This is a genomic window from Cobetia sp. QF-1 (assembly GCF_002213105.1).
Classification (GTDB): Bacteria; Pseudomonadota; Gammaproteobacteria; order Pseudomonadales; family Halomonadaceae; genus Cobetia; species Cobetia crustatorum.
In genome coordinates this window covers 178,022-204,637 of the sequence record NZ_NBVS01000006.1, presented here as the reverse complement: position 1 = coordinate 204,637, position 26,616 = coordinate 178,022, and the positions used below count along the sequence as shown (strand labels likewise).

Sequence of the window (26,616 nt, the reverse complement as noted above, 5' to 3'; positions counted from 1 at the left end):
GTTCGGTTTTTTCAAGCGCAAGAAACATAAGGCTCAGGAGCAGAAAGCCCCTGAACAGCAGGCCCTCGAGCAACAGGCTCTTGAACAGGCGCCGGCTGCTGAGCAGGCCGCCCAGACTGAAGCTGATCGCATTGCTGCTGAGCAGGCCGCCCAGACTGAAGCTGATCGCATTGCTGCTGAGCAGGCCGCCCAAGCTGAAGCCGATCGCATTGCTGTTGAGCAGGCCGCCAAGGCTGAAGCCGATCGCATTGCTGTTGAGCAGGCCGCCAAGGCTGAAGCCGATCGCATTGCTGTTGAGCAGGCCGCCCAAGCTGAAGCGGATCGCATTGCTGTTGAGCAGGCCGCCAAGGCTGAAGCCGAACGCATTGCTGCTGATCAGGCCGCCAAGGCTGAAGCCGATCGCATTGCTGTTGAGCAGGTCGCCAAGGCTGAAGCGGATCGCATTGCCACCGAAAAAGCGGCTGAAATCCAAGCACAAGCGATTGCAGAAGAAGTCGCTGCAGCCGCACGTGTAGAAGACGCACGTGTTGTTGCGCGTCAGGAAGAAGAGCGCATTGCCGAAGCGCGAGCCGCAGCCGAGTTTGCGGCCATCGAGGAAGAGGAGCGTGCGGCACTGGAGCAGGCTCGCCAGGAAGCTGAAGTACGTGCCGCTGAAGGCATCGCTGCCTCTATTCACGAGGAGCTGGAGGCTGACGCATCAACCAATGCCTCGGAAGATGAGCGGGATACTGCTCGTGATGGCCGTGAGAAGCCGCGCCGTGGTTTCTTCGCGCGCATGAAAGCAGGGCTTGGCAAGACGCGCGCCAACCTGACAGAGGGCGTTGCTAGCCTGTTCCTCGGCAAGAAGCAGATTGACGATGAACTGATGGAAGATCTCGAGACCCAGCTGCTGATGGCAGATGTGGGGATCGAGGCCACCACCGAGATCATCGATAACCTGACGGCACGTATCTCCCGCAAGGAGCTTAAAGAGCCGGAGGCGCTTTATCAGGCGTTGCAGGAAGAGCTGCGCGTGATGCTGGCACCGGTTGCACGTGACATCGAGCTGCCGCCCAAGGGCAGTGGTCCCTTCGTGATCCTGATGATCGGGGTCAACGGGGTCGGCAAGACCACCACCATCGGCAAGCTGGCCAAGCGCTACCAGAGCCAGGGCCGCAGCGTGATGCTGGCGGCTGGCGATACCTTCCGCGCGGCAGCGGTCGAGCAGCTCAAGGTCTGGGGAGAACGCAACAAGGTGCCGGTCATCGCGCAGCACACCGGCGCTGATAGCGCATCTGTCATCTATGACGCGCTGGAGGCAGCCAAGGCACGTAACGTCGATATTTTGATTGCTGATACTGCTGGGCGTCTGCACAACAAGAGCCATCTGATGGAAGAGCTCAAGAAGGTGCAGCGCGTGATGGCCAAGCTGGACGTCAATGCGCCGCACGAAGTGATGCTGGTACTGGACGCGGGTACCGGGCAGAACGCACTGGCGCAGGCGACCACCTTCCATGAGGCGGTCAATATTACTGGCCTGACGCTGACCAAGCTTGATGGCACTGCCAAGGGCGGCATTATCTTCGCGTTGGCCAAGCAGCTCAATCTGCCGATTCGCTATATTGGCGTCGGTGAAGGTGTGGATGATCTGCGTCCCTTCGCAGCCGATGATTTCGTCAGTGCGTTGTTTGCCCGTAGTGGGGAAGAGGTCGACGAGGAGCAGCGCGAGGCATGATCGCATTCGAGCATGTAGGCAAGCGTTATGGTGGGCGCTTTGATGCACTGGCCGGGCTCGACTTCACGGTCGAGCGAGGCGAAATGGCTTTTCTCACTGGGCATTCCGGCGCAGGAAAGAGCTCACTGCTCAAGCTGATCATGCTCCTTGAGCGGCCTTCGCGGGGGCGCATACTGGTGGCCGGCCATGATATCGGCCGACTGCACGTCTCCCAGGTACCGTATTACCGCCGCCAGATTGGCGTGGTCTTTCAGGATCATCAGCTGCTCAGCGATCGCAATATATTCCATAACGTGGCACTGCCGCTGATGATTCAGGGTGTTACACCACGTGAACAGGCTCGGCGCGTGCGGGCTGCGCTCGACAAGGTGGGTTTGCTACACCGAGAAAAGGCACTGCCGGTTGAGTTATCCGGTGGTGAGCAGCAGCGGGTGGGGATCGCGCGCGCCGTGGTCAACAAGCCTGCGTTGCTGCTGGCAGATGAGCCTACTGGTAATCTCGATCCGGCGTTATCCGCAGACATAATGCGGTTGTTCGAGGATTTCAATCGCATCGGTACCACGGTGATGATTGCCAGCCACGACTTGGCGCTGATTGCGGGCCTGCACCATCGCACGCTTGAACTCGCCGATGGCCGCCTGATTGCTGACAAGGATGCTCGATGAGTTCTTCTCGCCTTCGCACACGCAAGCCGACGCCCGAAGCAGTAGAATCTGCCGATGCTGCTGAGCGTCGCGCACGCAAGGGGGCACGCTCCAGTCGAGTCTCCGTCGAGAGTCGCTATCGTAGTTGGTTGCGCCATCATGGCGCCATGGCGCGTGATAGTGCTCGACGACTGCTCGTTACACCGATTGCCAGTCTTCTCACCATGCTTGCTATCGCCATCGCACTGACATTACCGGCGGCATTATGGCTGGCGCTGGATAGTGCGCGGTTGTTGGATAATGAGCTCAACGACAGTGCTCAGTTGACGCTGTATCTTGATACCTCCGTCAGTGAAGGGCGGGCGCTGGACCTGGCAGATCGATTGCGAGACGAGCAGGGCATCGGCGGTGTGCGTCTGATCACTGCGGCTGAAGGCATGGAAGAGTTCGCTCAGGCGCTGGACCTCAAGCGTTCCTTAAGCTTGCTGGATAATAATCCACTCCCCGCCAGTATCATGATTACACCTGTCGATACGACGCCGGAGTCTGTGCATCAGCTGGCGACTCGACTGGAAAGTGAACCGGGCGTGGAGAGCGCGCGGCTCGATCTGGCCTGGTTGGAGCGTCTTCGCCAATTGGGTGAGCTAGGCCAAAAAGTGACGCTGGGATTGGCGGTCTTGTTTGGTCTTGGTGTTCTGCTAGTGGTGGGCAATACCATTCGCCTATCCGTAGAGAGCCGCCGGCAGGAAATTGAAGTGGTGACACTGATTGGAGCAACGCATGCCTTTGTGCGACGTCCTTTCTTGTACAGTGGCGCTTGGTATGGGCTGGGGGGCGGGTTGCTGGCCTGCGGGATTCTGGCGCTAGGAGGTAGCTGGCTGGCAGCTCCTGTGACGGGCCTTGTACAAAGCTATGGCGGCAACTATGTGTTGCCTTCACTGGGGCTTTCAGGCGGCGCTGCACTGCTGTTTTCGAGTACAATACTGGGCTGGGTCGGTGCCTGGTTTGCGGTAGGGCGTCATCTCGCCAGCATATCCCCACGTTAATTATTGGCGATCAGCTGTCGATATTGTCATGACGGCAGGCAACGATTACGCCCCGGCAACATTTTTACCGAGTGGCAGTGAAAGGAGGGTGGGCGATTAAACGTTTTGCTCACTCTGTCATGTTACGCCGCGCAACGTGACATGACATTTATACACGTCATGTACAGCCCTTGACGGGAACCTGTTGCAACCTTCACAGTCTTACTACTTGCATGCGTGAATTAGGCAACCATGGAGACATCTGTATTATGAGCACCAGTCTTCAGCCACTTGGCCATCTGTCACCGGGTCAAGATCTAAACGGCTATATTCAGTCGGTGAACCGTATCGCTGTGCTTACTGCGGAAGAAGAGCATGAGCTAGCGTTACGTCTGCATGAAGAAAATCATCTGGAATCGGCACGTCGTCTCGTCATGTCGCACCTGCGCTTCGTTGTACATATCGCGCGCAGCTACAGCGGTTATGGCTTGCAGCAGGCAGATCTGATCCAGGAAGGTAATGTCGGCCTGATGAAAGCGGTCAAGCGCTTTGATCCTCATCAGGGAGTTCGTCTGGTCTCCTTTGCTGTGCACTGGATCAAGGCCGAAATCCACGAGTTTGTGTTGCGTAACTGGCGTATCGTCAAGGTCGCGACCACCAAGGCTCAGCGTAAGCTGTTCTTCAACCTGCGTGGTGCCAAGAAGCGTCTGGGGTGGTTGAACAATGATGAAGTAGACGCGATTGCGGGTGATCTGGACGTCAAGCCCACAGTAGTGCGTGAGATGGAAAGCCGTCTCTCTGCACACGATGCGGGGTTTGATGCAGGGCCCAGCGACGATGAAAGTTCTGCTTATCAGGCGCCGGCCAACTATCTCGAAGACCATAGCCTTGACCCGGCCGCTCGGGTTGAGCAGCAGGACATGGAAAACGACTCCCATGGTCGCTTGCTGAAAGCATTGGCTGCGCTGGATGAGCGCTCTCGCGATATCCTGCAGCAACGCTGGTTGAGCGATAACAAGTCAACCTTGCATGAGCTTGCTGATATCTATGGCGTGTCTGCTGAACGTATTCGCCAGCTTGAAAAAAATGCCATGAAGAAGCTGCGTGAATCGATGGGTGATATGAGTGAAGGCTTCGCTGCCTAAGTTCACTCTTGGATAATGCTGCGATGAATAAAGATACCCCGTCGAGAATCTCGGCGGGGTATCTTCGTTGAGGCAGGGTCGATACTAATAGGGAAGCAGTTATCAGTTGAACAGTGCAACATAATGTTTCATTCTGTTACAGTGCGATATATTTCATTCCTTTATTGGTGGCTCTGTGGACCCAATTTCTCCCCGTGACGGTGGTACACATTCGCTATGGCGGATCTTTGGCATCAATGCCGCCTTGCTGGTGGTGCTTGGGGGGCTCTATCTGGCCAGCCAGTGGTTCGATGTGCGCGAGCAAGAGATGCGAAGACTTGAGGCGCTGGATACTCAACTACACATCTCCACTGAGCAGCTGATTTCAGATGTCGCTCGCGAAATGATGGTGCTGGAACGAGTGTTGCGGGGGGAGAGTGATGATCAGTGGCGTGGCTCGCTTGAAAGTGCGCTGGGGCGGCACCCCTCGTTAGTCTCCTTGATAGCGGTACCGTTCGCTGATTATCGCGGAAGTAGTCTTCGCCAGATTGGTGTCGGGCGCAGCTGCAGTTGGCAGCTTTCTCAGTCCGAGGCTCAGGCATTGCCGGGGCGCAGCAGCCTGCTGTTTGGGTCAGCGTTACCGCTGGCATCCGGGCAACCAGGTCTCCCGTTTTATCGATATATGGATGTCGAAGGCATGCCTTGGCTAATCATCGGTTGCCTGGATTTCTCTGAGTCTCGTAGCCTACTGGCCAATCCTGGCTCTGATGAAGGTCAGCGCCTGCGTTTGTTCTCGACCAACGGTTTGCTGTTGTTCTCCAGTCCTCAGGAACATGCGCTAGGCATTACAGGGAAGCTGCCGCTGTCTTCTCTGGCCAGCATGGGCAAGTACATCTCGGAGCGTGGCGTGCGTCGTTATCATGTGCCGGGTTTTGATGGACGCCCCCGCATGGCCGCAGGCAGTTATATCGCACCTCTCAAGCTATTCAGCGTGGTAAGTCAGCCAGTGTCCACTCTATGGTGGTACTGGTGGCAGCGTACTTGGTTCGGTCTATTGCTGGGCGGTATCTTTCTGGTAGTTCTCGTCGTCGTTGTGGCCCGTGCTGAACGTCAGCGTGGCGAACGTCATGATGAGCTTGAAGGGGCGCTGGAATCCATGACCGCGCGCTCACGCACCCTGATTACCCTGATGGATAACTTGCCAGGCGTGGTGTATCGCATTGAGGTCAATACAGGTGTGTTGACGTTTATCAGCAGCGGTGCCGCGGAACTATTCGGACGTTCTGCCGAGTCGCTGGTGGGTGCCGGCGTCACGTTGTCCGAATTGATCCATCAGGAAGATCGTCAGGCTGTCAGCACGGCGCGTCACTGGGCAATGTGCGCCCAGATGCGCCATGAGCAGGTATTCAGAATTATCGCCGACCACGAGCGTTGGGTGCTGGAACGTAGTGTGATGATCGAGGGCGAGGACGGAGTGCGCTACTGGGAGGGCTTGCTGCTCGATATCAGCGCCCATAAGGAATCCGAGCGGCAGCTCGACTTCCTTGCGCGACACGATGCTCTGACCGGCCTCCATAATCGTAAAGCCTTCATGGCGGCGGCCGATGAAAATGTCGCGGTTGGCGGGCTGATGATCTATGCCGATATTGATCGCTTTTCCACCGTCAATGATGGGTTGGGTCATGAAGCTGGTGACCAACTGTTGGTATCAATGGGCGAGCGACTGCGACGTCTATTGCCCCCCGGTGGGCTAGTGGCACGACTTGGGGCAGATGAATTTGGTCTCTATCTCCCTCATGGCAATGAGCATCCGGCGCAGGTAGTAGAAGAGCTCCAGCAAAAGATTGAGCGTCCGTTTACGATTCTAGGGCGGCCGCTGATCATCAGCCTGACAGCAGGCTACGCGCTGGCGGAATCGGGTGGTGATGCACAGGCGCTGATGCTGAATGCTGACGTAGCGCTTTATCACGCCAAGTCGCGTGGCGATCATGCGCTGTGCTGGGAGTCGTCGCTGGACAAGCATGTGGCATCACGCATGACGCTGGAACAAGACCTGCGTCAGGCCATTGACCGTGATCAGCTATACCTTCACTACCAACCTCAATTGAATGCAGAGGGCGAGTTGCTAGGTGTTGAGGCGCTGTTGCGCTGGCAGCATCCAGAGCTAGGCATGATCTCGCCCGCGCAGTTCATCCCATTGGCAGAGGAGACAGGGCTGATTTTCCGGCTTGGGCGCTTTGTGCTGGAGGAGGCCTGTGCCCAGATGGTGCGCTGGCAAGAAGTGGGGCTTCACATGCCGCGTATGGCCGTCAATCTTTCGGCGCGGCAGCTGACATCTGGATATGAGCATGAGGTGATCAGCGTACTGGAAAGCCAGAATCTCTCGCCGACGCGGTTGGAGGTTGAGGTGACCGAGACGCTGCTGATTCAGGATATGGAAGGCGGGTTGGCTGTATTGAATGCGTTGCGTGAGCTGGGAGTGAGAGTGGCGCTGGATGACTTCGGGCAAGGTTATTCCTCGCTCTCCTACCTCTCATCGTTACCACTGGATGTCCTCAAGGTGGATCGCAGTTTTGTCATGAAGATGGATGCGCTTGCGATAGTAGACAGCGGTAATCGTTGCCCCAATCATCAAGCCACTCAACTCATAGGGGCCATCATCAGCCTGGGACATTCGCTGGGGCATGAAATTGTGGCGGAAGGTGTCGAGACCGAAGCACAGTTTGAGGGACTGAAGCAGTTGGGTTGTGATTCCTATCAGGGCTTCCTGCTGGCACGCCCGATGTCAGCAGACGCCATTGTCGAGCGATTCATGACAGTAAGTTGATGTATCGCTCTAGCACGCCCTGCATTTTGTGGACATGAGAAAAGCTCTAGGTGCAAAAAAGCCCCGCCTGCAATCATTGCAGGCGGGGCTTTTTTGGTTGGTCTAGCTTATTGGGATCAATCAGCGATGTGCTTCATCAGACAGCGATACGCTCCTGACTGCTCAGCAGTAGATCACGGCTCAACAGCATCCACTGGTCTTCCCAATGCTCTGTCGGGCGTTTTCGATAATCACTGCGCACATATTGACCGATACGGCCTTCTGCACAAGCCAGCAGCAAATTGGCAGCCGCTGTGACAGTAATTGCCGGTCGCAGCCCTTCGCGAGGTTCGGCTTCGCGAAGCACCTGTTTGAGCTGGGTCTCGAGGCGCTCGAACAGCTGCGCCATGCGAACGCGCAGGCGTGCCGTCTCACCGGTAAGTGCATCACCGTTGAGCAATCGACACAGGCCCGGGTTCTTCTCGGCAAAACCCAGCAGTAGACTCAGGATATGGTGCACCCGAGCATGAGCTGTGTCGTTGTCTTGAAGAATCAATGCGATACGCTCGAATAGAGTGGTCTCGATAAACTCGATTAGCCCCTCGAACATTCGCGCCTTGCTGGGGAAATGACGATAAAGTGCCGCTTCTGACACGCCGACCTGACGTGCCAATGCCGCGGTAGTGATACGTTTGCCGCTGTCCTCTTCCAGCATCAATGCGAGTGCCTGAAGGATCTGTTCGCGACGGGATTGTTTTGGATTCGCCTGCGTCATGGGATCTTGTCGTTTCTCGCGGCCTATAGCGATGTGCTATGGGCGGGTACGTGTCCTGAGGCGTGTTGGCTGCCTCGCGCGAAATACCGGGGCATACCCCGGCTTTAGGCTCTTTAAGCCGTAACAGGGTCCGCTTCAGCGTTGCTGATCAGCGTGCCAACCCCGGCATTCGTGAAGATTTCAAGCAGGGTAGCGTGCGGAACGCGGCCATCAATGATGTGTGCGCTACGGACACCTTGTTTTACGGCATCCAGGGCACAGCTGATCTTGGGCAACATGCCGCCGTAGATGGTGCCGTCTTCAATGAGCGCGTCTACCGCTTCAGTGGTCAGGCCAGTCATGACTTCACCTTCGGCATTCAAGAGGCCCGCTACGTTGGTCAGCAACATCAGCTTCTCGGCACCCAATGCCTCGGCGACCTTGCCAGCCACCAGGTCGGCATTGATATTGTAGCTGCGGCCCTCTGCATCGACCCCGATCGGCGCGATGACAGGAATGAAGTCATTGCGTGTCAGCAGCTCGATCAGGTCAGTAGAAACGTGCTCCACTTCACCAACATGACCGATGTCGATGATTTCCGAGGCATTCATGCCCGGCATATGTCCGCTGACCTTGAGCTGACGTGCACGAATCTGACTGTTGTCCTTGCCGGTCAGGCCGATGGCCTTGCCACCGCACTGATTGATCAGATTGACGATGCCTTTGTTGACCAGGCCGCCGAGTACCATCTCGACCACATCCATGGTCTCGGCATCAGTCACACGCATGCCATCAACGAAGCGTGATTCGATGTTGAGCTTGGCGAGTAGAGCACCGATCTGAGGGCCGCCGCCGTGCACGACCACTGGATTGATGCCGACTTCCTTCATCAGCACCATGTCACGTGCAAAGGAGTTGATCAGGGCTTCTTCGGTCATGGCGTTGCCGCCGTACTTGACCACCACGGTCTTGCCGGAGAACTGCTGGATATAAGGCAGGGCTTCGGACAGGACCTCGACCACCTGATGTGGGTCGCGGTTGGCGTGGCTCATCAGCGTATCACTCCACAGAAATTAGGTCCGGAAATTGTCGTCGGAAAAGCATGTGCGGCGACGGGGTCTTCCGTCGCCGCACGTTCTATCTGTCCATCATGTCATATTTGAAACTGTAGAGATGCAGATCAGAAGGGCGCCACGATGCTGGGCTCTGCCTGCTTGAGTGCGGCACGGAAGCTGTCCTTGATGCGCTCCAGGGATTCCTCGGATTTGCCTTCAAAGCGCAGCACTAGCACTGGTGTGGTGTTGGAGGCACGACACAGTCCCCAGCCGTCAGTGTAGTCAACGCGAATACCGTCGAGGGTGGTCTTGACGCCATCAGTCCCGAAGTCGCCTTCACGCGCAAGGCGCTCGACGATAGCGAACTTGGTCTCATCGGTCACCTCGACATTGATCTCGGGGGTGCCGAGGTCCTGCGGATAACGATCGAAGAAGGTGTCAGCGTCCACATCCTGCTTGGCCAGAATCTCCAGCAGGCGTGCGGCACCATAGATACCATCATCAAAGCCGAACCAGCGTTCCTTGAAGAAGATGTGGCCGCTCATTTCGCCGGCCAGCGCCGCGCCGGTTTCCTTCATGCGCGCCTTGATCAGTGAGTGACCAGTGCGCCACATTTCCGGCGTGCCGCCAGCTTTCTCGATCACGGTCGCCAGATTGCCGGTGCACTTGACGTCAAAGATGATGCGCGCGCCCGGCACACGTTCGATCAAATCCTCGGAGAGCGCCATCATCAGGCGATCCGGATACAGGATTTCCCCCTTGGGAGTGACAACGCCAAGACGGTCGCCGTCGCCATCAAAGGCCAGGCCGATATCAGCACCGGTCTCCTTCACCTTGGCAATCAGGTCCTGAAGGTTTTCCGGCTTGCCCGGGTCCGGGTGGTGATTCGGGAAGTTGCCGTCGATCTCATCGAACAGAGCGATGGTGTCAACGCCAAGGCGACGGATGAGCTCTGGCCCCAGCTCACCTGCCACACCATTGCCGCAGTCGACCACTGCCTTGAGCGGACGCTTGACGACCACATCGCCGGTGATCTGCTCCAGGTAGCGCTCACGCACGTCTTCTTCGCGCAGACTGCCTTCGCCTTGGCTCAGGTCATTCTCCGCGAGACGACGATATAGATCGGTAATGGTATCGCCAGACAGGGTTTCGCCCGCCAGAACGATTTTCAGACCATTGTAATTGGCCGGATTATGGCTACCGGTCAGCATCACGCCGGAACGGGTACCTTCCAGGATGTTGGTGGCGTAGTAGAGCACCGGGGTCGGCACCATGCCGATGTCGATGACATCACGGCCGGCATCACGCAGGCCCGCGATCAGCGCCTTGGACAGACGTGGTCCGGAGAGACGGCCATCCCGCGCGACCACGACGGTGGATTCACCGCGTGCAGCGGCTTCGCTGCCGATGGATTGGCCGATGGCGCGTACGCCGTCTTCGGTGAGCGTCTCGTCAACGATCCCACGGATATCGTAGGCGCGAAAAATTGAAGCGGGTACCTGGCTCATGGTGCATCCCTGTCGGTTGAATCAATCATTAAGACTGTGCGGTCGCTTGCTGACCTGTGATGAATGGTGCGAATACCTGAGGCGTTTGAGGTGCCTGGGGTGGCAAGGGCTCAGTGGCGGCCCGAGTGGCCGAAGCCACCCTCACCACGCTCACTGGCGTCGAATTCCGTGACCTCAACCAGCTCTGCCTGCACGACAGGTACTAGCACGTACTGTGCCAGTCGCTCACCGGGTTCCAGCACGAACTCGCTGGTACCGCGGTTCCAGACTGAAATCATCAGTTCGCCCTGGTAGTCGGAATCGATCAAGCCAACCAGATTGCCCAGCACGATGCCGTGTTTGTGACCCAAACCGGAGCGCGGCAGGATCATGCCGGCCAGTGCCGGGTCGGCAATGTGAATTGCGAGGCCAGTACGGACCAACTCACAGGCACCGGGTGCCAGTGTCAGTGGTGTATCCAGCAGGGCCCGCAGGTCCATTCCAGCGCTGCCGGGAGTGGCGTGATGCGGCAGCGGATAGTCGCGAACGCGCTCGTCGAGAATCTTGAGTTCGAGCTGAGGGCGGGTCATCAAGGTGTTTCCTGATCGTCAATGGCAGCAGGTGAGGTTGGTGAAGTGGTGCCATGCTGGGCATCACTCTCGGCACTCATGCTTGTCTTGTGGTGATGAAGCGTCAGCGCGCGGAGTAGTATCTCACGCGCCAGCGCGAATTTTGGGCAGGCGTCGATGGCCTGCTGCGCGATCGAATCACGCTCGTGCCACAACAAGGTGGCGGCATTGGAATCGCTGCCGAAACCAAGTCCCGGCGTACTGACATCATTGGCCACGATCATGTCGAGGCGCTTGCGCGTCAGCTTGTCGCGAGCATAGTGGGCTACATCGCGCGTCTCGGCGGCAAAGCCCACTATCAGAGGCGCTGGCTGTCCGGCGGTGCGGTATTTATGGCTGCGGCTCGCAATACCGGCAATGATATCGGGATTGCGTGTCAGCACGACCTGCATCTGCTCTTCACCCGCCTGTTTCTTGAGCTTGTGCGTGGCGACCTCGGTCGGACGGAAGTCAGCGACGGCGGCGCAACCGATGAAGATATCACTGTCCTCGAACGCTGCCTCCGCCGCAGCTTGCATCTCAAGTGCAGACTCTACGTCGATGCGCTCCACGCCTGCTGGTGTTGACAGGGCGACAGGGCCGCTGATCAACCGCACACTGGCACCCAGTGCCACGGCTTCGGCGGCCAATGCGTATCCCATCTTGCCGGAACTGTGATTGCTCAGGTAGCGCACGGGATCAAGCGCTTCACGAGTCGGGCCAGCAGTCAATGTGATGCGTAGGCCACTGGCTGGCAGCTCACTTGAAGCAGCCGTTGAGTGGCTTGATACGACGGTGCCTGAAGTGAGCTGCTCACTCAGTGCTTTAAAGATGTCGTCTGGCTCCAGCATGCGGCCAGCACCGATATCGCCGCAGGCCTGTTCGCCGCTATCTGGCCCAAGCAGTGTCCATCCATCAGCGACCAATTGTTGAGCATTACGCTGTGTCGCAGGGTGCCCCCACATGGCTTGATTCATCGCTGGGGCCATTACCCAGTGCGCATCATTCGCTAGGCACAACGTAGTTAGCAGATCATCAGCATGGCCATGGGCTAGCCGCGCCATCAGGTCGGCCGTGGCGGGAGCAATGAGAATGACCTCTGCCCAGCGTGCCAGTTCGATATGACCCATGCCGGCTTCGGCCTCAGGGTCGAGCAATGATGTATGCACTGGATTGCCCGACAGTGCCTGCAGGGTCAGTGGCGTAATGAAGGCTTGGGCTCCCTCCGTCATGGCAACACGTACCTCACACCCCGCCTTTTTCAAAAGGCGAGTGAGGAGGGCGGCTTTGTAGGCCGCAATGCCACCGCTAATGCCTAGCAGAATGCGCCGTCCGGTGAGTGAGTGCATGGTATGTCCTGCGTCCCTGATTCGTCGATTTTTAAGCGCTTGAGTCTGCCCTCTACCATATCACCGTGATGCAACCTTGCGTAGCGTCTCCGGCAGCGTACGGCGGCTGTCGCGAGTGCATTGACTGGCCTTCCCTCCTGCCCTTCCATCTTGGCTTTCAAGGCTTGCGTTGAAGGAATAAGCGTTGAGAGTGCTGGTGGCAGGCTTGGAGTGAGGTGACCACTCTTCTCATGCTTTACGACCAGGTGAGTCTGGTGTGAAGCACTTGTCGGCGCCTGCGCTGGATATTGATCCGCCGCCGTATTTCGGGCAACACGGAAGGAGCAGGGCATGGGGATTCGGGAGTGGCCAGTCGGGGAGCGCCCGCGTGAAAAGTTGATTTCGCTAGGTGCTGCGGCATTGTCAGATGCTGAGCTGTTGGCGATATTCTTGCGAGTCGGCATCAAGGGGCGTTCTGCCGTTGATCTGGCTCGTGACCTGCTGACCACCTTTGGTGGGCTTAGACCGTTGTTGGAGGCAACGAAAGACGAATTCTGTGCCGCCAGAGGTCTTGGTGATGCCAAGTATGTCCAACTGCAGGCTTCGCTTGAGCTATCGCGTAGACATCTGGAAAGCTTGTTGATGCGCGGTGCAGCGCTGACGTCGCCTGTCCTGGTAAGGCGCTATCTGTCATCGCATCTACGCGATTTGCCGCATGAGGTCTTCGCGGCGCTTTTCCTTGATAGTCAGCATCGCGTCATACGCTTTGAAACGCTGTTCACTGGCACACTGGATGCTGCTGCGGTCTATCCGCGCGAAGTGGTCAAGCGTGCGTTAGCACTTAATGCAGGCGCCTTGATTCTGGCCCACAATCACCCATCAGGTGTTGCTGAGCCCAGCGATGCCGATCGACGAATCACTCAACGATTGGAAGAGGCGCTGGGCCTGTTTGATATTCGTGTGCTGGATCATTTCGTGGTGGGTGACGGTGAAGTCATCTCTTTTGCGGAGCGTGGCTGGTTATAAAAGAGCGAATGGCCAGCGTCATGTGAGACATGCTGTATGACGGGGGATTGCAAAACAGGGCACTGATTGTGGTAATGTTGCGCCTCCCGTATCACCCACCACAGAATTCGCGACCACTCTGGCCGACATTGGCTGAGTGAAGCGTTCGGCTAAGCAAGCGGCTGTACCGATGTGACACTTCGGGCACGGGCGTGTTGGCGAAAAAAATCCGACTTGGGCGTGCTTTCGCGTCACTCTTCGGGTAAAATGCTGCGCCTGCACGTTCCAGTACCCTGAAGCTTGTCTTCCGGAATGGACGTAACACACTTTGAAATCAGGGCATGAGGCGGCGCCTGCCACTTCCGGTTTGCCCGACAGGTTTTGAACAACTTAGCCAACGCAGCGGTTGGAGGCTCCAATGTCCAAAGTATGTCAGGTTACCGGCAAGCGCCCGGTGACTGGTAACAATGTTTCTCACTCCCAGCGCAAGACTCGTCGCCGGTTCCTGCCGAACCTGCACACCCACCGTTTCTGGGTTGAATCCCAGCAGCGCTTCGTCAAGCTGCGTGTCTCTACCAAGGGCATGCGCATCATTGACAAGAAGGGTATCGACGATGTCCTCAAGGACCTCACTGCACGTGGCGAGCGCTTCTAAATTTTAGAAGACAGCCCTTGTAGCAATGGCAACCGGACCGAGAGCAATGCTTTCATCCGTTCGGTGAATGCGAATGTGGAAGGAAACTGAAAATGCGTGACAAGATCAAATTGGTGTCAAGTGCCGGTACAGGTCACTTCTACACCACCGACAAGAACAAGCGTAACACTCCGGACAAGCTTGAATTCAAGAAGTACGATCCGGTTGTTCGCAAGCACGTGATGTACAAGGAATCCAAGATCAAGTGATCTTGTTTCCCGTCAGCGTGCTGTCGGAATCCTCGAAAACCCGGTCCTGACCGGGTTTTCGAGTATCTGGATACTGCCCGATTGGGCATATCCCGCAACAGGGTGTCGGCACTGGCCGTCGCCCTGTTGCGCGTTTGGCCGTAAGTCGAGGACAAAGCATGCCCGAATTACCAGAAGTCGAGACGACTCGTCGCGGTATCGCGCCGTTGGTTGAGGGGCAGGAAGTTACCGAGGTGATCGTTCGTCAGCCACGTCTGCGTACGCCTGTCCCTGGAGAGCTTGCCGAATGGTTGGTCGGACATCGCTTTGGTGAATTGTCTCGGCGCGCCAAGTATCTGTTACTGCCTATTGCTGAGGGCCATCTACTCTGGCATCTAGGCATGTCGGGTAGTCTCAGATTGGTACCGCTGGGCACTCCGCCGCGTACTCACGACCACGTGGATGTGGTGCTGGGCAACGGGCAGATACTTCGCTATCACGACCCGCGTCGCTTTGGTTTCGTGGATTTCGTGAGTGGCGATCCGTATGCGGATATTCGGTTGAGCCGGCTGGGGCCTGAACCGCTGTCCTCGGCATTTACCGGTGAGTATTTCTTCACGCGCTCGCGCCGTCGCCGTGTCGCGATCAAGCCGTTCTTGATGGATAACGCCAACGTGGTCGGGGTGGGTAACATCTACGCCAGCGAAGCGCTATTCATGGCCGGTATTGATCCGCGTCGACCTGCGGGTGAAGTGACCCGCGAAGAGTGCGATCGTCTAGTCACATCGGCAAGTACGGTGCTGGCGGCGGCCATTGAGCAGGGCGGCACGACCCTGCGTGACTTCGTTGGCGGTGATGGTAAGCCGGGCTACTTCGCCCAACGCCTCAATGTCTACGGACGTGGTGGCGAGCCGTGTCGCGAATGCGGTCATGAGATCACGAGTCTGGTGCTAGGCCAGCGGGCGAGCTGTTTTTGCCCTTACTGCCAGCACTAGACCACTGCTTGACCGGGGGGCTCCGTGACCGGGGTCGCCTTGACGACTAGAATAGGCCCGTTCGGGCGCGTCCTGTCGTCGTCCTGTCCCCTTTCTCTGCTTTCTGGATATTTCCTGTGACTGAACGTCTGCGCCTGAAAAAGAATGCTGATCGCCGCCTCAAGGCTGGCCATCTGTGGCTGTACTCCAATGAAGTCGACATCGTCGAGACACCGCTCAAGAATTTCGAGCCGGGCGCTCAGGCCATCATCGAGGCCAGCAATGGCCGTGCGATGGGCGTGGCATACGTCAACCCGAACTCGCTGATCTGTGCACGTATCGTGTCGCGCGACCCGGAGCAGCGTCTCGATCGCTCGCTGTTGGTTCATCGCTTCAATCAGGCACTGGCCCTGCGTGAGAGTCTTTACGACAAGCCTTACTATCGCCTGGTACATGGTGAAGGTGATCTGTTGCCGGGGCTGGTCGTTGATCGTTTTGGCGACGTATTGGTGTGTCAGCTGAATACGTTTGGCATGGAGCGTCTGGCGGAAGTGATCGTCGATGCGCTGCTGAAGGTCGTCAAGCCGACGGCCATCGTATTCAAGAACGATTCCAGCGGTCGTCGTCAGGAACAGCTCGATCGTAGCGTCGAAGTTGTCTACGGCGAACTGCCGGACCAGGTCATGCTGGAAGAGAATGGCGTCAAGTTCACTGCGCCAGTACTCGACGGCCAGAAAACCGGTTGGTTCTACGATCACCGCGACAACCGTGCCTGGCTCAATCGCCAGGTAAAGGGTAAGCGCGTATTGGATCTATTCAGCTATGTCGGTGGCTGGGGCGTGCAGGCAGCAGCGAATGGTGCCAGTGAAGTGCTGTGTGTCGACTCTTCTGCTGCCGCACTGCAACGCGTCTCTGACAATGCCGTGCTCAATGGTGTCGAAGACCGTGTCTCCACCGCGGAAGGTGATGTCTTCGAGGCCATGGCTGCACTGCGTGCTGAAAGCGAGCAGTTTGACGTGATCATCGTCGATCCGCCGGCCTTCATCCGCAAGCGCAAGGACATCACCAACGGCGAGCGTGCCTATGCGCGTCTGAATCGTGAAGCCATGCGTCTGCTGGGTCGTGACGGTTTGCTGATGTCAGGTTCCTGCTCCATGCATCTGGCGCCGGACCGTCTGATGGATGTCGTACGTGGTGCTGTGCGCCATCAGGATCGCCACGGTCAGGTCATCTTCCAGGGGCATCAGGGCAGTGATCATCCGGTGCATCCATCGATTCCCGAGACGTCCTATCTCAAGGCGCTTGGTCTGCGGGTCTATCGCGACTGATCTCTTGTTGCCGCTCGATCATGACAATGCCGCCCCTCGGGGCGGCATTGTCGTTTCTGGCCTGTTCGTTCTGGCCTGTCCGTTTCTGATTACATCGCGCTCAGTCAGTCGTTTTCAGCCCAAGGACTCTGATAGTCTGAGAGCATGTATAAACGACTGACATCACATCACAATCTCGTGCTCATCGATCACTGGCGCAATCTGCTGGAGAGTGAAGGGATTCCCTGTGAATTGCGCAACCGTTTGCTTGGCGCGGCAGCGGGTGAGTTGCCGGTGCACGATTGCGAACCTCAGCTGTGGGTGGCCGAGCACAATCTGTCGCGTGCCAAACGTCTACTGGCGCGTATTGAGGCGGCGCCTACGCAGCCGGATTGGCAGTGTGCGTGTGGAGAGCAGCTCGAAGGTAGCTTCAGTGAGTGTTGGGCCTGTGGCGCCAGTGCACCGCTGGGCGAAGGAAGGCACAAGGAGGAGCGCGATGGTGATGTTCACGATGATCCGGAGTTTGTCGCATGAGTGCTGATGGCCAGACGACTGAGGCGCCCACCGGGCCTGATACGTTGAAGGAGCCCTCTGCTGGAGACTGGGCGCTGCCGCGTCCTTTTCTGTTGCCCATCACGGTGAACCGGGAAGCGTTGGATGGCTATGGTCATGTCAATAACGCCGAGTATGTGCGCTGGCTTGAGCGCATCAGCTGGGCGCATTCCGAGGCACTTGGGCTCGGGATTGAGCACTACCGAGAGCATGATCGCGGCATGGCGGTACATCGTCATGAGATCGATTACCTGGCCAGTGCCCGCCTTGATGAATCATTGATGTTGGCGACCTGGCTGGTGGACTGTGATGGTCGCCTCAGTCTGACACGACGCTTCCAACTGCGACGCTGCTCGGATGGCTTGACATTATTGGCGGCGCGCACACGTTTTGTATGTATTGAGCTCTCGAGTGGGCGCGCGCGACGGATGCCAGCTGCCTATCGTGAGTGCTACGGGGCAGCGTTGGTGAGCGAGGATTCTGCATAGTAGCCAACATTCCCTGCATTCTTCTGTGAAGAGGATGTGATTTGGTGGATGCCGCTAGCATCTGGCTGGCGAGACAGCGTTATGTCTGCTGTGCTTAGAGAGTGTCATGTGTAATGTGCGGCATTCTCTAGCTGCACTTCGTTAGTAGTGCTTCGCCAACAGTACTTTGCAAGTTCCACTCCGCCAGCAGTACTCCGCCAGCAGTACAAGGAATTCGCCATGCAGATCGCCGTGCCGAAGGAAATCAAGAACCATGAATATCGCGTTGCACTCACTCCCGCGGGGGTGCGTGAGCTGATTGCCCATGGGCATGAGGTCACGGTCGAGTGTGGCGCAGGAGAGGGCAGCGGTTATAGTGATGCCGAGTATCAGGGCGTTGGGGCGCGACTGGAATCCGCTGTCGAGCGTGTCTTCTCTTCCGCTGAGCTTATCCTCAAGGTCAAGGAACCCCAGCCGAGCGAGGTGGCCCGCCTCTCGAAGGGACAGACGCTCTTCACCTATCTGCATCTGGCCGCCGCGCGTGAACTGACCGAGAGTTTACTGGCCAGTGGCGTGACCGCGATTGCTTACGAAACGGTGACGGATGCCGCAGGAGGCTTGCCGCTGCTGGCACCGATGAGTCGTGTCGCGGGGCGTATGGCCATCCAGGCCGGTGCGCATGCGCTGGAAAAGGCCCAGGGCGGGCTGGGCGTGCTATTGCCGGGTGTTCCCGGTGTCGCTCCAGCGCGCGTCACGGTGATTGGTGGAGGTGTCGTGGGCGAGAACGCCGCGCGTATGGCGCTGGGGCTGGGCGCTGAAGTCGTGATTCTTGATACCTCATTGGCTCGCCTCGAAACGCTGGATCATCGTTATCAAGGTCAGATTCGCACTGTCTACTCCACGTCAGAAGCGCTGGACGAAGCGGTACGCCACTCTGCGCTCATCATCGGGGCGGTACTGGTGCCCGGTGCTGCGGCCCCCAAGCTGATTCGGCGCGAGCATCTGCGCAACATGACACCGGGGGCGGTGCTGGTCGACGTCGCGATCGATCAGGGCGGCTGCTTCGAGACCAGCCGACCGACCACGCATGCTGATCCTATCTATCTGGTCGATGGCATCGTCCACTACTGCGTGGCCAACATGCCGGGCGCCGTATCGCGTACATCGACTCAGGCTCTCACCAGTGCCACGCTTCCGTATGTCGTACGCCTCGCCAATGGTGGCTTCCGCAAGGTGTTAAGTGAAGATCGCCACTTTGCTGGTGGCCTCAATGTCCACGATGGCCACCTGATTCTGCCTGAAGTGGGAGAAGCTTTTGACATGCCTGTCACGCCACTGGATGAGGCGCTGAGATAAGGTGGTGAGGAGGGCGGAGCAGCCCTTACGAAGGCTATCCACCTCGGGGTAAGATAATGGCATCATGCATCGGGGCATCCGTCAGAGGCGGCTGCCCCGATGCGACTTGCTTGCAAGATTATCCCGACACAGACGGCCAAGAAGTGCATCCATGACCAAGACCCGCGTTCTTACCGGCATTACGACCACCGGCACCCCTCACCTCGGCAACTATGTCGGCGCCATCAAGCCCGCCATTGAGGCCAGCCAGGACCCAACGGTCCAGTCCTTCTATTTCCTCGCTGACTTCCACGCCCTGATCAAGTGTCAGGACCCGAAGCGAGTGCAGGAGTCGCGCCGTGAGATCGCCGCGACCTGGCTGGCGCTGGGCCTGGATACCGACAACGCCATCTTCTATCGCCAGTCGGACGTGCCGGAGATTCCGGAGCTGATGTGGTTGCTCAACTGTGTCTGCGCCAAGGGCCTGATGAATCGTGCACATGCCTACAAGGGTGCCGTGGCCGAGAACGAGGAAGCGGGCATCGAGGATGCAGATCGCGGCATCAGCATGGGTCTGTTCAGCTATCCGGTGCTGATGGCGGCGGACATCCTAATGTTCAATGCTCACAAGGTGCCGGTCGGACGTGACCAGATCCAGCATATCGAGATGGCACGTGACATGGCAGGGCGTTTCAACCACCTCTTCAAGGGCAATTACTTCACCATGCCCGAGGCGGTGACCGACGAGAAATCCCAGCTGCTGCTGGGCCTCGACGGCCGCAAGATGTCCAAGAGCTACAACAACACCATTCCGCTGTTCGGCACCGAGAAGCAGCTGCTCAAGAGCGTGCGCAAGATCAAGACCAACTCGCTGGAGCCGGGGGAGCCGAAGGACCCGGATACCTGTTCCCTGTTCCAGATCTATTCGGCCTTCGCCACCGAGGCGGAAGTCGCCGCCATGCGTGAGCAGTACGCCGCCGGCATTGGCTGGGGCGATGCCAAGAATCAGCTGTTCGAGTATCTGAACGATCATCTCAAGGCTCCGCGTGAGCGTTACGTCGAGCTGATGGATGATCCGGCGCATGTCGAGGCCATTCTCAAACGTGGTGCCGAGCGTGCACGTGATGAGGCCGCGCCGATGATGACGCGTCTACGGAGTGCAGTGGGCCTGGGCAACTTCATCTAAGCCCACCTGTCAGGTTGCCTTCGAGTGCATCCTCCTTCCATCGCTTTTACGCGTGAATGAGCTCAGCACCATGAGCGTGAAACGCCCGTCATTGACCTCAATGGCGGGCGTTTCTGTTGGTCGGGATCGTGGATGAGGTTGTGGGAAAGTATTAGCCTCTCCATATATCTTAAAAGAATGATTAGCTCGCTTAAAATTCATTCACAGGCATAAAGAGGCGCGCTAGGCTTGGCGCATTGAAGGAAAGCGACATGATTATATCCAAGGGGAGCAAGACATGAGTCACCAAGCGATGCCGGGCAAGGCCAGTGAGCCTGCTCTGCCCTCTACCACCATCAGTCCGCGGGCCATCTGGGCTGGTGGCCTGCTAGTGATTGCCGCAGTGCTGCTGACGCTGGTGTCTGGCTGGCGTCAGGGCCTGTTGCTACTGATCGGCGGTGCCCTGGGTGTGGTGCTTTATCACGCCGCCTTCGGCTTCACCTCGGCATGGCGAGTGTTCATCACAGATCGCCGTGGTCGTGGCCTGCGCGCTCAGATGCTGATGCTGGCGATTGCCGTAGTGCTGTTCTTCCCTGTGCTGGCGGGGGGCAGTCTGTGGGGGCAGGAGGTTTCTGGCTTCGTCTCGCCGCTGGGCACCTCAGTGGTGGTCGGTGCCTTCCTGTTCGGGCTCGGCATGCAGCTGGGCGGCGGTTGCGCCTCGGGCACGCTGTTCACCGTCGGTGGCGGCAATGCACGCATGATGATCACCCTGATCTTCTTCTGCGTTGGCTCCGTGATCGGTACCGCGCACTTCAGCTGGTGGCAGAGCCTGCCATCACTGCCGGCGGTCTCGCTGGTGGATAGCTTCGGCGCACTGGGTGGCATCATCGTAAGCCTGGTGCTGTTCGCCATCATCGTGGTGGTGACGCGTACGCTGGAAAAGCGCCGTCATGGTTCGCTTGAGAAAGCAGCCGTGACTGATAGCCAACCGCGCGGCCTGTCACGCTTCCTGCGAGGGCCCTGGCCGCTGCTGGCGGGGGCCGTGGCACTGGCACTGCTCAACTTTGCGACGCTGGCGCTGGCTGGCCGTCCGTGGGGCATCACCTCGGCCTTCGCGCTGTGGGGCACCAAGGCCTATACCGCGCTGGGTTTCGATGTCAGCGACTGGGGCTACTGGCAAGCAGCAGGTAATGCCAAGGCGCTGGCTGCACCGCTTTACCATGACATCACCACGGTCATGAATATCGGTATCATTGTCGGTGCGCTGGCGGCGGCACTACTGGCAGGCAAGTTCGCACCGAAGTGGAACATTCCGCTACGTTCGCTGGTCGCGGCCGTGCTGGGTGGGTTAATGCTTGGCTACGGCGCACGCTTGGCCTTCGGCTGCAATATCGGTGCCTACTTCGGCGGCATCGCCTCCGGCAGCCTGCACGGCTGGTTGTGGTTGGTAGCAGCCTTCGCTGGCAATATGCTGGGGGTGCGTCTGCGACCCTTCTTCTCGTTGGCACCGCGTAAGGCGGTTTCGCGAGCTGACCTCGCATAAAGAACGCACGAGAAAGGCATGAAATCAGGTGCCTTAAGCCAATGTAAGCGCCTTGTTTGAGCCATCAGTGATGGATTAAGCGAGGCGTTTTGCGTTGTAAGGGTCTCCTCGCTACGCAACGTCAGGCAACCCCGACCAGACTGCCGAAGCATAAGGTGCGCATGTTATCATCCGGCCTTGGTCGTACGTGGTAGTCGCACGTCGACAGGTCCCTCGGGCGTACGGCAGCCTGCAGTCATTCTGCGGTGAGTGTCGGACGTGAGGTCGTCCCAACTGATTCAAGAGTCCCGCCATGACCGATACTTCCAAGCGCTCCCTGTATATTCCCTATGCCGGCCCGAGCCTGCTCGAAATGCCGCTGCTCAACAAAGGCAGCGCCTTTAGCCTTGAAGAGCGTGTCAGCTTCAATCTGATGGGCCTGCTGCCGCAGAATGTCGAGAGCATCGAGGAGCAGGTCGCGCGCGTCTACAGTCAGTATCAGCAATGCACCAATGATCTCGACAAGCACATCTTGTTGCGCTCGGTGCAGGACGACAACGAGACCCTGTTCTTCCGTGTGATTGAAGAACACCTCGAAGAGATGATGCCGATCATCTACACCCCGACCGTTGGTCAGGCGTGCGAGGAATTCTCTAACATATACCGTAATCACCGCGGCCTGTTCATCTCCTATCCAGACCGCGAGCACATGGATGACATCCTGCGCTCCGCAACCAAGGACAACGTCAAGGTCATCGTTGTCACCGATGGCGAGCGTATTCTGGGTCTGGGCGATCAGGGTATTGGCGGCATGGGCATTCCCATCGGCAAGCTGTCGCTGTACACCGCCTGTGGCGGCATCAGCCCAGCCTACACTCTGCCGATCTCGCTGGATCTGGGCACCAACAATCAGAAGCTGCTCGACGACCCGCGTTACATGGGCTGGCGTCACGAGCGTGTCACTGGCGATGATTACAACGCCTTTGTCGCTGACTTCATCACTGCCGTGAAGCGCCGTTGGCCGAAAGCGCTGATCCAGTTCGAGGATTTCGCGCAGGCCAACGCCATGCCGCTGCTCGAGCGTTATCGTGATGAGGTCTGCTGCTTCAACGATGATATCCAGGGCACTGCCTCCGTGGTCGTCGCGACCCTGATGGCGGCCTGCAAGGCCAAAGGTGAGAAGCTCTCCGATCAGCGCGTCACCTTCCTGGGGGCTGGTAGCGCCGGTTGTGGTATCGCTGAGATGATCGTCGTGGCGATGGTCAAGGAAGGTATGGACGAGCGCGAAGCACGCAAGCGCGTTTATATGGTCGATCGCTTCGGCCTGCTGACCAGCGACATGGAAGGACTGTATGACTTCCAGAATCGTCTGGCACATGACGCTGCAAGCGTTACCGAACTTGGCGATCGCGGTCTGCTGGATGTGGTCAAAGGCACACATCCAACGATACTGATCGGTGTGTCCGGTCAGCGTGGCCTGTTCAGCGAAGAGGTGATTCGTGCCATGCATGCCGGCTGCGAAAGCCCGCTGGTCATGCCGTTGTCCAATCCCACTTCCCGTGTCGAAGTAACGCCGGCCGAAGTGATCGAATGGACTGACGGCAAGGCGTTGGTCGCGACCGGTAGTCCGTTCGCACCGGTCGAGCACAACGGCCACATCCATGCGATTGCCCAGTGCAACAATGCCTACATCTTCCCGGGCATCGGTCTGGGTGTACTGGCAGCCAATGCTTCGCGTATCACCGACAACATGCTGATGGCCGCCGCCAATGCATTGGCCAACAACGCGCCCATCGTCGTGAAGGGTGAAGGTGCACTGCTGCCGTCTCTGGGCGACATCCAGTCCATCAGCCGCCAGATCGCCTTTGATGTGGCGCGTCAGGCACAAACCGATGGTGTGGCTTTGGCCTCCAGCGAAGAAGTGGTTCTCGCCAACATCGAGAAGAACTTCTGGCAGCCACGCTATCGCTCCTACCGTCGCAAGGCATTCTAAACTCTCATCATGAGAGTGCCGCATAAAGAAACCCCCGCAGGCTCAGCCTGCGGGGGTTTTTGTCTTTCTGGTACTTAAGATTCAACCACCTTCAATGGGATTGAGGATTACAGCATGCCGCGCAGCACGTACTGAAGGATACCGCCGTGGCGGTAGTACTCCAGCTCGTTATCGGTATCGATGCGGCACAGCGCCTCGACTTTCTGCTCGCCTTTCTTGCCCTTGAAAGTCACCTTGACCTTGCCGCCAGCGCTCAGATCATTCAATCCGCTGATACTGACTTCTTCGTCACCAGTCAGCCCCAGCGATTGACGGCTCTCGCCTTTAGGGAACTGCAGCGGTACCACGCCCATGCCAATCAGGTTGGAGCGGTGGATGCGCTCGTAAGATTCGGCAATCACCGCACGCACGCCCAGTAGCAGGGTGCCCTTGGCTGCCCAGTCACGTGAGGAGCCGGTACCGTATTCCTTGCCCGCCACCACAACCAGAGGGGTCTTGTCCTCGGCGTACTTCATGGCAGCATCGTAGATCGCCATCTGTTCGCCGGACGGCACGTGACGTGTCTCGCCGCCCTCGACGTCATCGAGCATCTCGTTACGGATACGCACGTTGGCGAAGGTGCCGCGCATCATCACTTCGTGGTTACCACGGCGTGAACCATAGGAGTTGAAGTCCTTGACCTCGACACCGTGCTCCTTGAGGTAGCGACCCGCTGGACTATCCGGCTTGATGGCGCCAGCCGGCGAAATGTGGTCGGTGGTCACCGAGTCGCCAAGCATGGCCAGTACACGGGCGTTCTCGACGTCCTTGATGGGTTCCGGCTCACGGCCCATGCCTTCGAAGAATGGAGGATGCTGAATGTAGGTGGAGTCTTTCCATTCATACACCTCGGCTTCCGGGACTTCGATGGCCTGCCAGGTTTCGTCGCCATTGAAGACCTCGGCGTACTCCTTGCGATACATGTCGGTACGCACCTGCTCGACAGCCGTGGCAATTTCCGCTTGGGTCGGCCAGATGTCCTTGAGGAAGACATCATTGCCCTCGGTATCCTTGCCCAGCGGCTCCTTGGAGAGGTCGGTACGCACGGTGCCGGCTAGCGCATAGGCGACCACCAAGGGCGGCGACGCCAACCAGTTGGTGCGCACGTTGGGATGCACGCGGCCCTCGAAGTTGCGGTTGCCCGATAGCACCGAGGCGATCGTCAGGTCTCGCTCGTTGATGGCAGCTTCGACGGGGTCAGGCAGTGGGCCGGAGTTACCGATACAGGTGGTGCAGCCGTAGCCGACCAGATTGAAGCCCAGCGCGTTGAGATCTTCCTGCACACCGGCGGACGTCAGATATTCGGTGACCACCTTGGAGCCCGGTGCTAGCGAGGTCTTGACCCATGGCTTGCTGCGCAGGCCCTTCTCACGCGCCTTGCGTGCCACCAGACCAGCGGCCAGCATTACGCTGGGGTTGGAGGTGTTGGTGCAGGAGGTGATGGCCGCGATGACGACATCACCGTGATCAAGGCGGAAGGTTTCGCCCTCAAGTTCACTGTAACCGGCGTCCTTGCCATAGCTTTGCTCGACATCGACGGCGGTCTGGCCGCCTTCGGAAAGCCACTTGCCTTCTTCGATATCCGGCACCTCACCAAGCTGCTCATCGAGAATCTTTTCGAAGACTTGCTTGATGTCGGTCAGTGCGACGCGGTCCTGCGGACGCTTGGGGCCCGCGAGGCTGGCCACGACTTCAGTCATGTCCAGCTCAAGAGTATCGGAGAACACCGGCTCGTGACCGGGCTCACGCCACAGGCCTTGCTCTTTGGCATAGGCCTCGACCAACGCGATCTGCTCGTCGGAGCGGCCAGACAGACGCATGTAGTTGAGCGTCTCGCCATCCAGAGGGAAGAAACCGCAGGTAGCCCCATACTCCGGTGCCATGTTGGCGATGGTGGCGCGATCTGCCAGCGGCAGGTCATCGAGGCCATCACCATAGAACTCGACGAACTTGCCGACCACACCACGGCTTCTCAGCATCTGGGTGACGGTCAGCACCAGATCCGTGGCGGTGATGCCTTCGTTGAGCTTGCCGTTCAGCTTGAAGCCGACCACTTCGGGAATCAGCATCGATACCGGCTGACCGAGCATGGCAGCTTCCGCTTCGATGCCACCAACCCCCCAGCCAAGTACACCCAGACCGTTGATCATGGTGGTGTGAGAGTCAGTGCCGACCAGGGTATCGGGATACGCGAATGTCTTGCCGTCTTCTTCACGGGTAAAGACCGCACGTCCCAGGTACTCGAGATTGACCTGGTGGCAGATGCCAGTGCCTGGCGGTACGACGGAGAAGTTGTCGAAGGCCTGCTGGCCCCAGCGCAGAAACTCGTAGCGCTCGCGGTTGCGCTCCATCTCGATACGCACGTTGTCCTTGAAGGCCGAGGCATCACCGTAGTGATCCACCATCACCGAGTGATCGATGACCAGATCAACTGGCGTCAGCGGATTGACCTTCTCTGGATCAGCGCCCAGCTTCTTGACGGCATCACGCATCGAGGCCAGATCAACCACGCCCGGCACACCGGTGAAGTCCTGCATCAGCACGCGAGCGGGGCGATAGCCGATCTCATGTGTGCTGGAGGCGGTCTTCTGCCAGTCTGCCAATGCCTTGATGTCAGCCTTGGTAGCGGTCTCGCCGTCTTCAAAGCGCAGCTGATTTTCCAGCAGTACCTTGAGCGTGAAGGGCAGGCGCGTCAGGTCACCCAGCGTCTCGGCCGCTTTCTTCAGCGAGTAGTAGTGATACTGCTTGTCTCCAACTTTCAGTTCCGAGAGCGTGTTGAGCGAATCCAGTGACTGAGAGTGCTGGGAACCCATGATTCTCCTCCTTGTCA

At 58.3% G+C, this 26,616-nt stretch carries 22 protein-coding genes; 16 read left to right on the top strand and 6 right to left on the bottom strand.

Annotation, left to right across the window (positions count from 1 at the left end):
• The first annotated feature begins 286 nt into the window (after nt 1-286).
• The 5 genes from ftsY (at nt 287) to CFN46_RS12840 (ending at nt 7,334) form a co-directional block, all read left to right on the top strand.
• Nucleotides 287-1,714 carry a signal recognition particle-docking protein FtsY gene (ftsY, locus tag CFN46_RS12860; protein ID WP_254918488.1) on the top strand — a complete coding sequence of 476 codons (1,428 nt, stop codon included), beginning with the start codon at nt 287-289 and terminating at the stop codon, nt 1,712-1,714.
• On the top strand, nt 1,711-2,379 hold the full coding sequence (gene ftsE / locus CFN46_RS12855) for a cell division ATP-binding protein FtsE (protein WP_024951214.1): 669 nt from the start codon (nt 1,711-1,713) through the stop codon (nt 2,377-2,379). The genes ftsY and ftsE overlap by 4 nt, the downstream gene beginning before the upstream one ends.
• Nucleotides 2,376-3,404, top strand: coding sequence for a permease-like cell division protein FtsX (gene ftsX / locus CFN46_RS12850; RefSeq protein ID WP_088743722.1), 1,029 nt, complete (start codon nt 2,376-2,378; stop codon nt 3,402-3,404). The genes ftsE and ftsX overlap by 4 nt, the downstream gene beginning before the upstream one ends.
• 248 nt (nt 3,405-3,652) lie before the next feature.
• Nucleotides 3,653-4,528 (top strand): RNA polymerase sigma factor RpoH, encoded by an 876-nt coding sequence (gene rpoH / locus CFN46_RS12845; RefSeq protein WP_024951216.1) that lies wholly within the window; start codon nt 3,653-3,655, stop codon nt 4,526-4,528.
• A gap of 175 nt (nt 4,529-4,703) precedes the next feature.
• Nucleotides 4,704-7,334, top strand: coding sequence for a bifunctional diguanylate cyclase/phosphodiesterase (locus CFN46_RS12840; protein ID WP_024951217.1), 2,631 nt, complete (start codon nt 4,704-4,706; stop codon nt 7,332-7,334).
• 136 nt (nt 7,335-7,470) lie between these two features.
• Here CFN46_RS12840 and slmA read toward each other — a convergent pair whose 3' ends face one another.
• The 5 genes from slmA to coaBC form a co-directional block, all read right to left on the bottom strand.
• Nucleotides 7,471-8,088 (bottom strand): nucleoid occlusion factor SlmA, encoded by a 618-nt coding sequence (slmA, locus tag CFN46_RS12835; RefSeq protein ID WP_024951218.1) that lies wholly within the window; start codon nt 8,086-8,088, stop codon nt 7,471-7,473.
• A gap of 113 nt (nt 8,089-8,201) precedes the next feature.
• Nucleotides 8,202-9,119 carry an acetylglutamate kinase gene (gene argB / locus CFN46_RS12830; protein ID WP_024951219.1) on the bottom strand — a complete coding sequence of 306 codons (918 nt, stop codon included), beginning with the start codon at nt 9,117-9,119 and terminating at the stop codon, nt 8,202-8,204.
• A 128-nt stretch (nt 9,120-9,247) separates the two neighbouring features.
• Complete coding sequence (locus CFN46_RS12825) at nt 9,248-10,630, bottom strand: phosphomannomutase/phosphoglucomutase (protein ID WP_024951220.1); 1,383 nt, start codon at nt 10,628-10,630, stop codon at nt 9,248-9,250.
• Between the two features lie 110 nt (nt 10,631-10,740).
• Nucleotides 10,741-11,199, bottom strand: a complete 459-nt coding sequence (gene dut, locus CFN46_RS12820) for a dUTP diphosphatase (RefSeq protein ID WP_024951221.1) — start codon at nt 11,197-11,199, stop codon at nt 10,741-10,743.
• Complete coding sequence (coaBC, locus tag CFN46_RS12815; protein ID WP_088743721.1) at nt 11,199-12,566, bottom strand: bifunctional phosphopantothenoylcysteine decarboxylase/phosphopantothenate--cysteine ligase CoaBC; 1,368 nt, start codon at nt 12,564-12,566, stop codon at nt 11,199-11,201. Before coaBC ends, dut begins: the two co-directional genes overlap by 1 nt.
• 330 nt (nt 12,567-12,896) lie before the next feature.
• Here coaBC and radC point away from each other — a divergent pair, with 330 nt between their 5' ends.
• The 11 genes from radC to CFN46_RS12760 all read left to right on the top strand — a co-directional run bounded on the left by radC (nt 12,897) and on the right by CFN46_RS12760 (nt 23,747).
• Entirely contained in the window at nt 12,897-13,571 is a 675-nt protein-coding gene (gene radC / locus CFN46_RS12810; protein ID WP_024951222.1) for a DNA repair protein RadC, read from the top strand.
• A 397-nt stretch (nt 13,572-13,968) separates the two neighbouring features.
• Entirely contained in the window at nt 13,969-14,205 is a 237-nt protein-coding gene (gene rpmB, locus CFN46_RS12805) for a 50S ribosomal protein L28 (protein WP_024951223.1), read from the top strand.
• 92 nt (nt 14,206-14,297) lie between these two features.
• On the top strand, nt 14,298-14,453 hold the full coding sequence (gene rpmG / locus CFN46_RS12800) for a 50S ribosomal protein L33 (RefSeq protein ID WP_024951224.1): 156 nt from the start codon (nt 14,298-14,300) through the stop codon (nt 14,451-14,453).
• 158 nt (nt 14,454-14,611) lie between these two features.
• Complete coding sequence (mutM, locus tag CFN46_RS12795) at nt 14,612-15,427, top strand: bifunctional DNA-formamidopyrimidine glycosylase/DNA-(apurinic or apyrimidinic site) lyase (protein WP_024951225.1); 816 nt, start codon at nt 14,612-14,614, stop codon at nt 15,425-15,427.
• 116 nt (nt 15,428-15,543) lie between these two features.
• Nucleotides 15,544-16,734: a class I SAM-dependent rRNA methyltransferase gene (locus tag CFN46_RS12790; RefSeq protein WP_024951226.1), complete on the top strand. Its 1,191-nt coding sequence runs from the start codon at nt 15,544-15,546 to the stop codon at nt 16,732-16,734.
• 144 nt (nt 16,735-16,878) lie between these two features.
• The gene (locus CFN46_RS12785) at nt 16,879-17,247 is read left to right on the top strand and encodes a DUF2007 domain-containing protein (protein WP_024951227.1); all 369 of its coding nucleotides are present in this window, start codon (nt 16,879-16,881) and stop codon (nt 17,245-17,247) included.
• Complete coding sequence (locus tag CFN46_RS12780; RefSeq protein WP_024951228.1) at nt 17,244-17,753, top strand: thioesterase family protein; 510 nt, start codon at nt 17,244-17,246, stop codon at nt 17,751-17,753. The genes CFN46_RS12785 and CFN46_RS12780 overlap by 4 nt, the downstream gene beginning before the upstream one ends.
• A gap of 219 nt (nt 17,754-17,972) precedes the next feature.
• A complete protein-coding gene (gene ald, locus CFN46_RS12775) occupies nt 17,973-19,088 on the top strand; it encodes an alanine dehydrogenase (protein WP_024951229.1) in 1,116 nt (371 codons plus the stop codon).
• 151 nt (nt 19,089-19,239) lie between these two features.
• Nucleotides 19,240-20,253, top strand: a complete 1,014-nt coding sequence (locus CFN46_RS12770) for a tryptophan--tRNA ligase (RefSeq protein WP_024951230.1) — start codon at nt 19,240-19,242, stop codon at nt 20,251-20,253.
• A 277-nt stretch (nt 20,254-20,530) separates the two neighbouring features.
• Nucleotides 20,531-21,775: a YeeE/YedE family protein gene (locus tag CFN46_RS12765; RefSeq protein WP_254918487.1), complete on the top strand. Its 1,245-nt coding sequence runs from the start codon at nt 20,531-20,533 to the stop codon at nt 21,773-21,775.
• A 292-nt stretch (nt 21,776-22,067) separates the two neighbouring features.
• Complete coding sequence (locus CFN46_RS12760) at nt 22,068-23,747, top strand: NAD-dependent malic enzyme (protein ID WP_024951231.1); 1,680 nt, start codon at nt 22,068-22,070, stop codon at nt 23,745-23,747.
• 107 nt (nt 23,748-23,854) lie between these two features.
• Here the strand turns inward: CFN46_RS12760 and acnA are convergent, their stop codons facing one another.
• On the bottom strand, nt 23,855-26,599 hold the full coding sequence (acnA, locus tag CFN46_RS12755; protein WP_176426472.1) for an aconitate hydratase AcnA: 2,745 nt from the start codon (nt 26,597-26,599) through the stop codon (nt 23,855-23,857).
• Nucleotides 26,600-26,616: the final 17 nt, after the last annotated feature.

Bases quoted from the DNA above. Each gene is read 5' to 3' on its own strand.
- rpmG (WP_024951224.1), top strand. From the start codon at position 14,298: ATGCGTGACAAGATCAAATTGGTGTCAAGTGCCGGTACAGGTCACTTC.
- radC (WP_024951222.1), top strand. From the start codon at position 12,897: ATGGGGATTCGGGAGTGGCCAGTCGGGGAGCGCCCGCGTGAAAAGTTG.
- argB (WP_024951219.1), bottom strand. From the start codon at position 9,119: ATGAGCCACGCCAACCGCGACCCACATCAGGTGGTCGAGGTCCTGTCC.
- coaBC (WP_088743721.1), bottom strand. From the start codon at position 12,566: ATGCACTCACTCACCGGACGGCGCATTCTGCTAGGCATTAGCGGTGGC.
- acnA (WP_176426472.1), bottom strand. From the start codon at position 26,599: ATGGGTTCCCAGCACTCTCAGTCACTGGATTCGCTCAACACGCTCTCG.
- rpoH (WP_024951216.1), top strand. From the start codon at position 3,653: ATGAGCACCAGTCTTCAGCCACTTGGCCATCTGTCACCGGGTCAAGAT.
- ftsX (WP_088743722.1), top strand. From the start codon at position 2,376: ATGAGTTCTTCTCGCCTTCGCACACGCAAGCCGACGCCCGAAGCAGTA.
- CFN46_RS12825 (WP_024951220.1), bottom strand. From the start codon at position 10,630: ATGAGCCAGGTACCCGCTTCAATTTTTCGCGCCTACGATATCCGTGGG.
- CFN46_RS12780 (WP_024951228.1), top strand. From the start codon at position 17,244: ATGAGTGCTGATGGCCAGACGACTGAGGCGCCCACCGGGCCTGATACG.
- ftsE (WP_024951214.1), top strand. From the start codon at position 1,711: ATGATCGCATTCGAGCATGTAGGCAAGCGTTATGGTGGGCGCTTTGAT.
- dut (WP_024951221.1), bottom strand. From the start codon at position 11,199: ATGACCCGCCCTCAGCTCGAACTCAAGATTCTCGACGAGCGCGTTCGC.
- rpmB (WP_024951223.1), top strand. From the start codon at position 13,969: ATGTCCAAAGTATGTCAGGTTACCGGCAAGCGCCCGGTGACTGGTAAC.
- slmA (WP_024951218.1), bottom strand. From the start codon at position 8,088: ATGACGCAGGCGAATCCAAAACAATCCCGTCGCGAACAGATCCTTCAG.
- mutM (WP_024951225.1), top strand. From the start codon at position 14,612: ATGCCCGAATTACCAGAAGTCGAGACGACTCGTCGCGGTATCGCGCCG.
- CFN46_RS12785 (WP_024951227.1), top strand. From the start codon at position 16,879: ATGTATAAACGACTGACATCACATCACAATCTCGTGCTCATCGATCAC.
- CFN46_RS12765 (WP_254918487.1), top strand. From the start codon at position 20,531: ATGAGTCACCAAGCGATGCCGGGCAAGGCCAGTGAGCCTGCTCTGCCC.
- CFN46_RS12760 (WP_024951231.1), top strand. From the start codon at position 22,068: ATGACCGATACTTCCAAGCGCTCCCTGTATATTCCCTATGCCGGCCCG.
- CFN46_RS12770 (WP_024951230.1), top strand. From the start codon at position 19,240: ATGACCAAGACCCGCGTTCTTACCGGCATTACGACCACCGGCACCCCT.
- ald (WP_024951229.1), top strand. From the start codon at position 17,973: ATGCAGATCGCCGTGCCGAAGGAAATCAAGAACCATGAATATCGCGTT.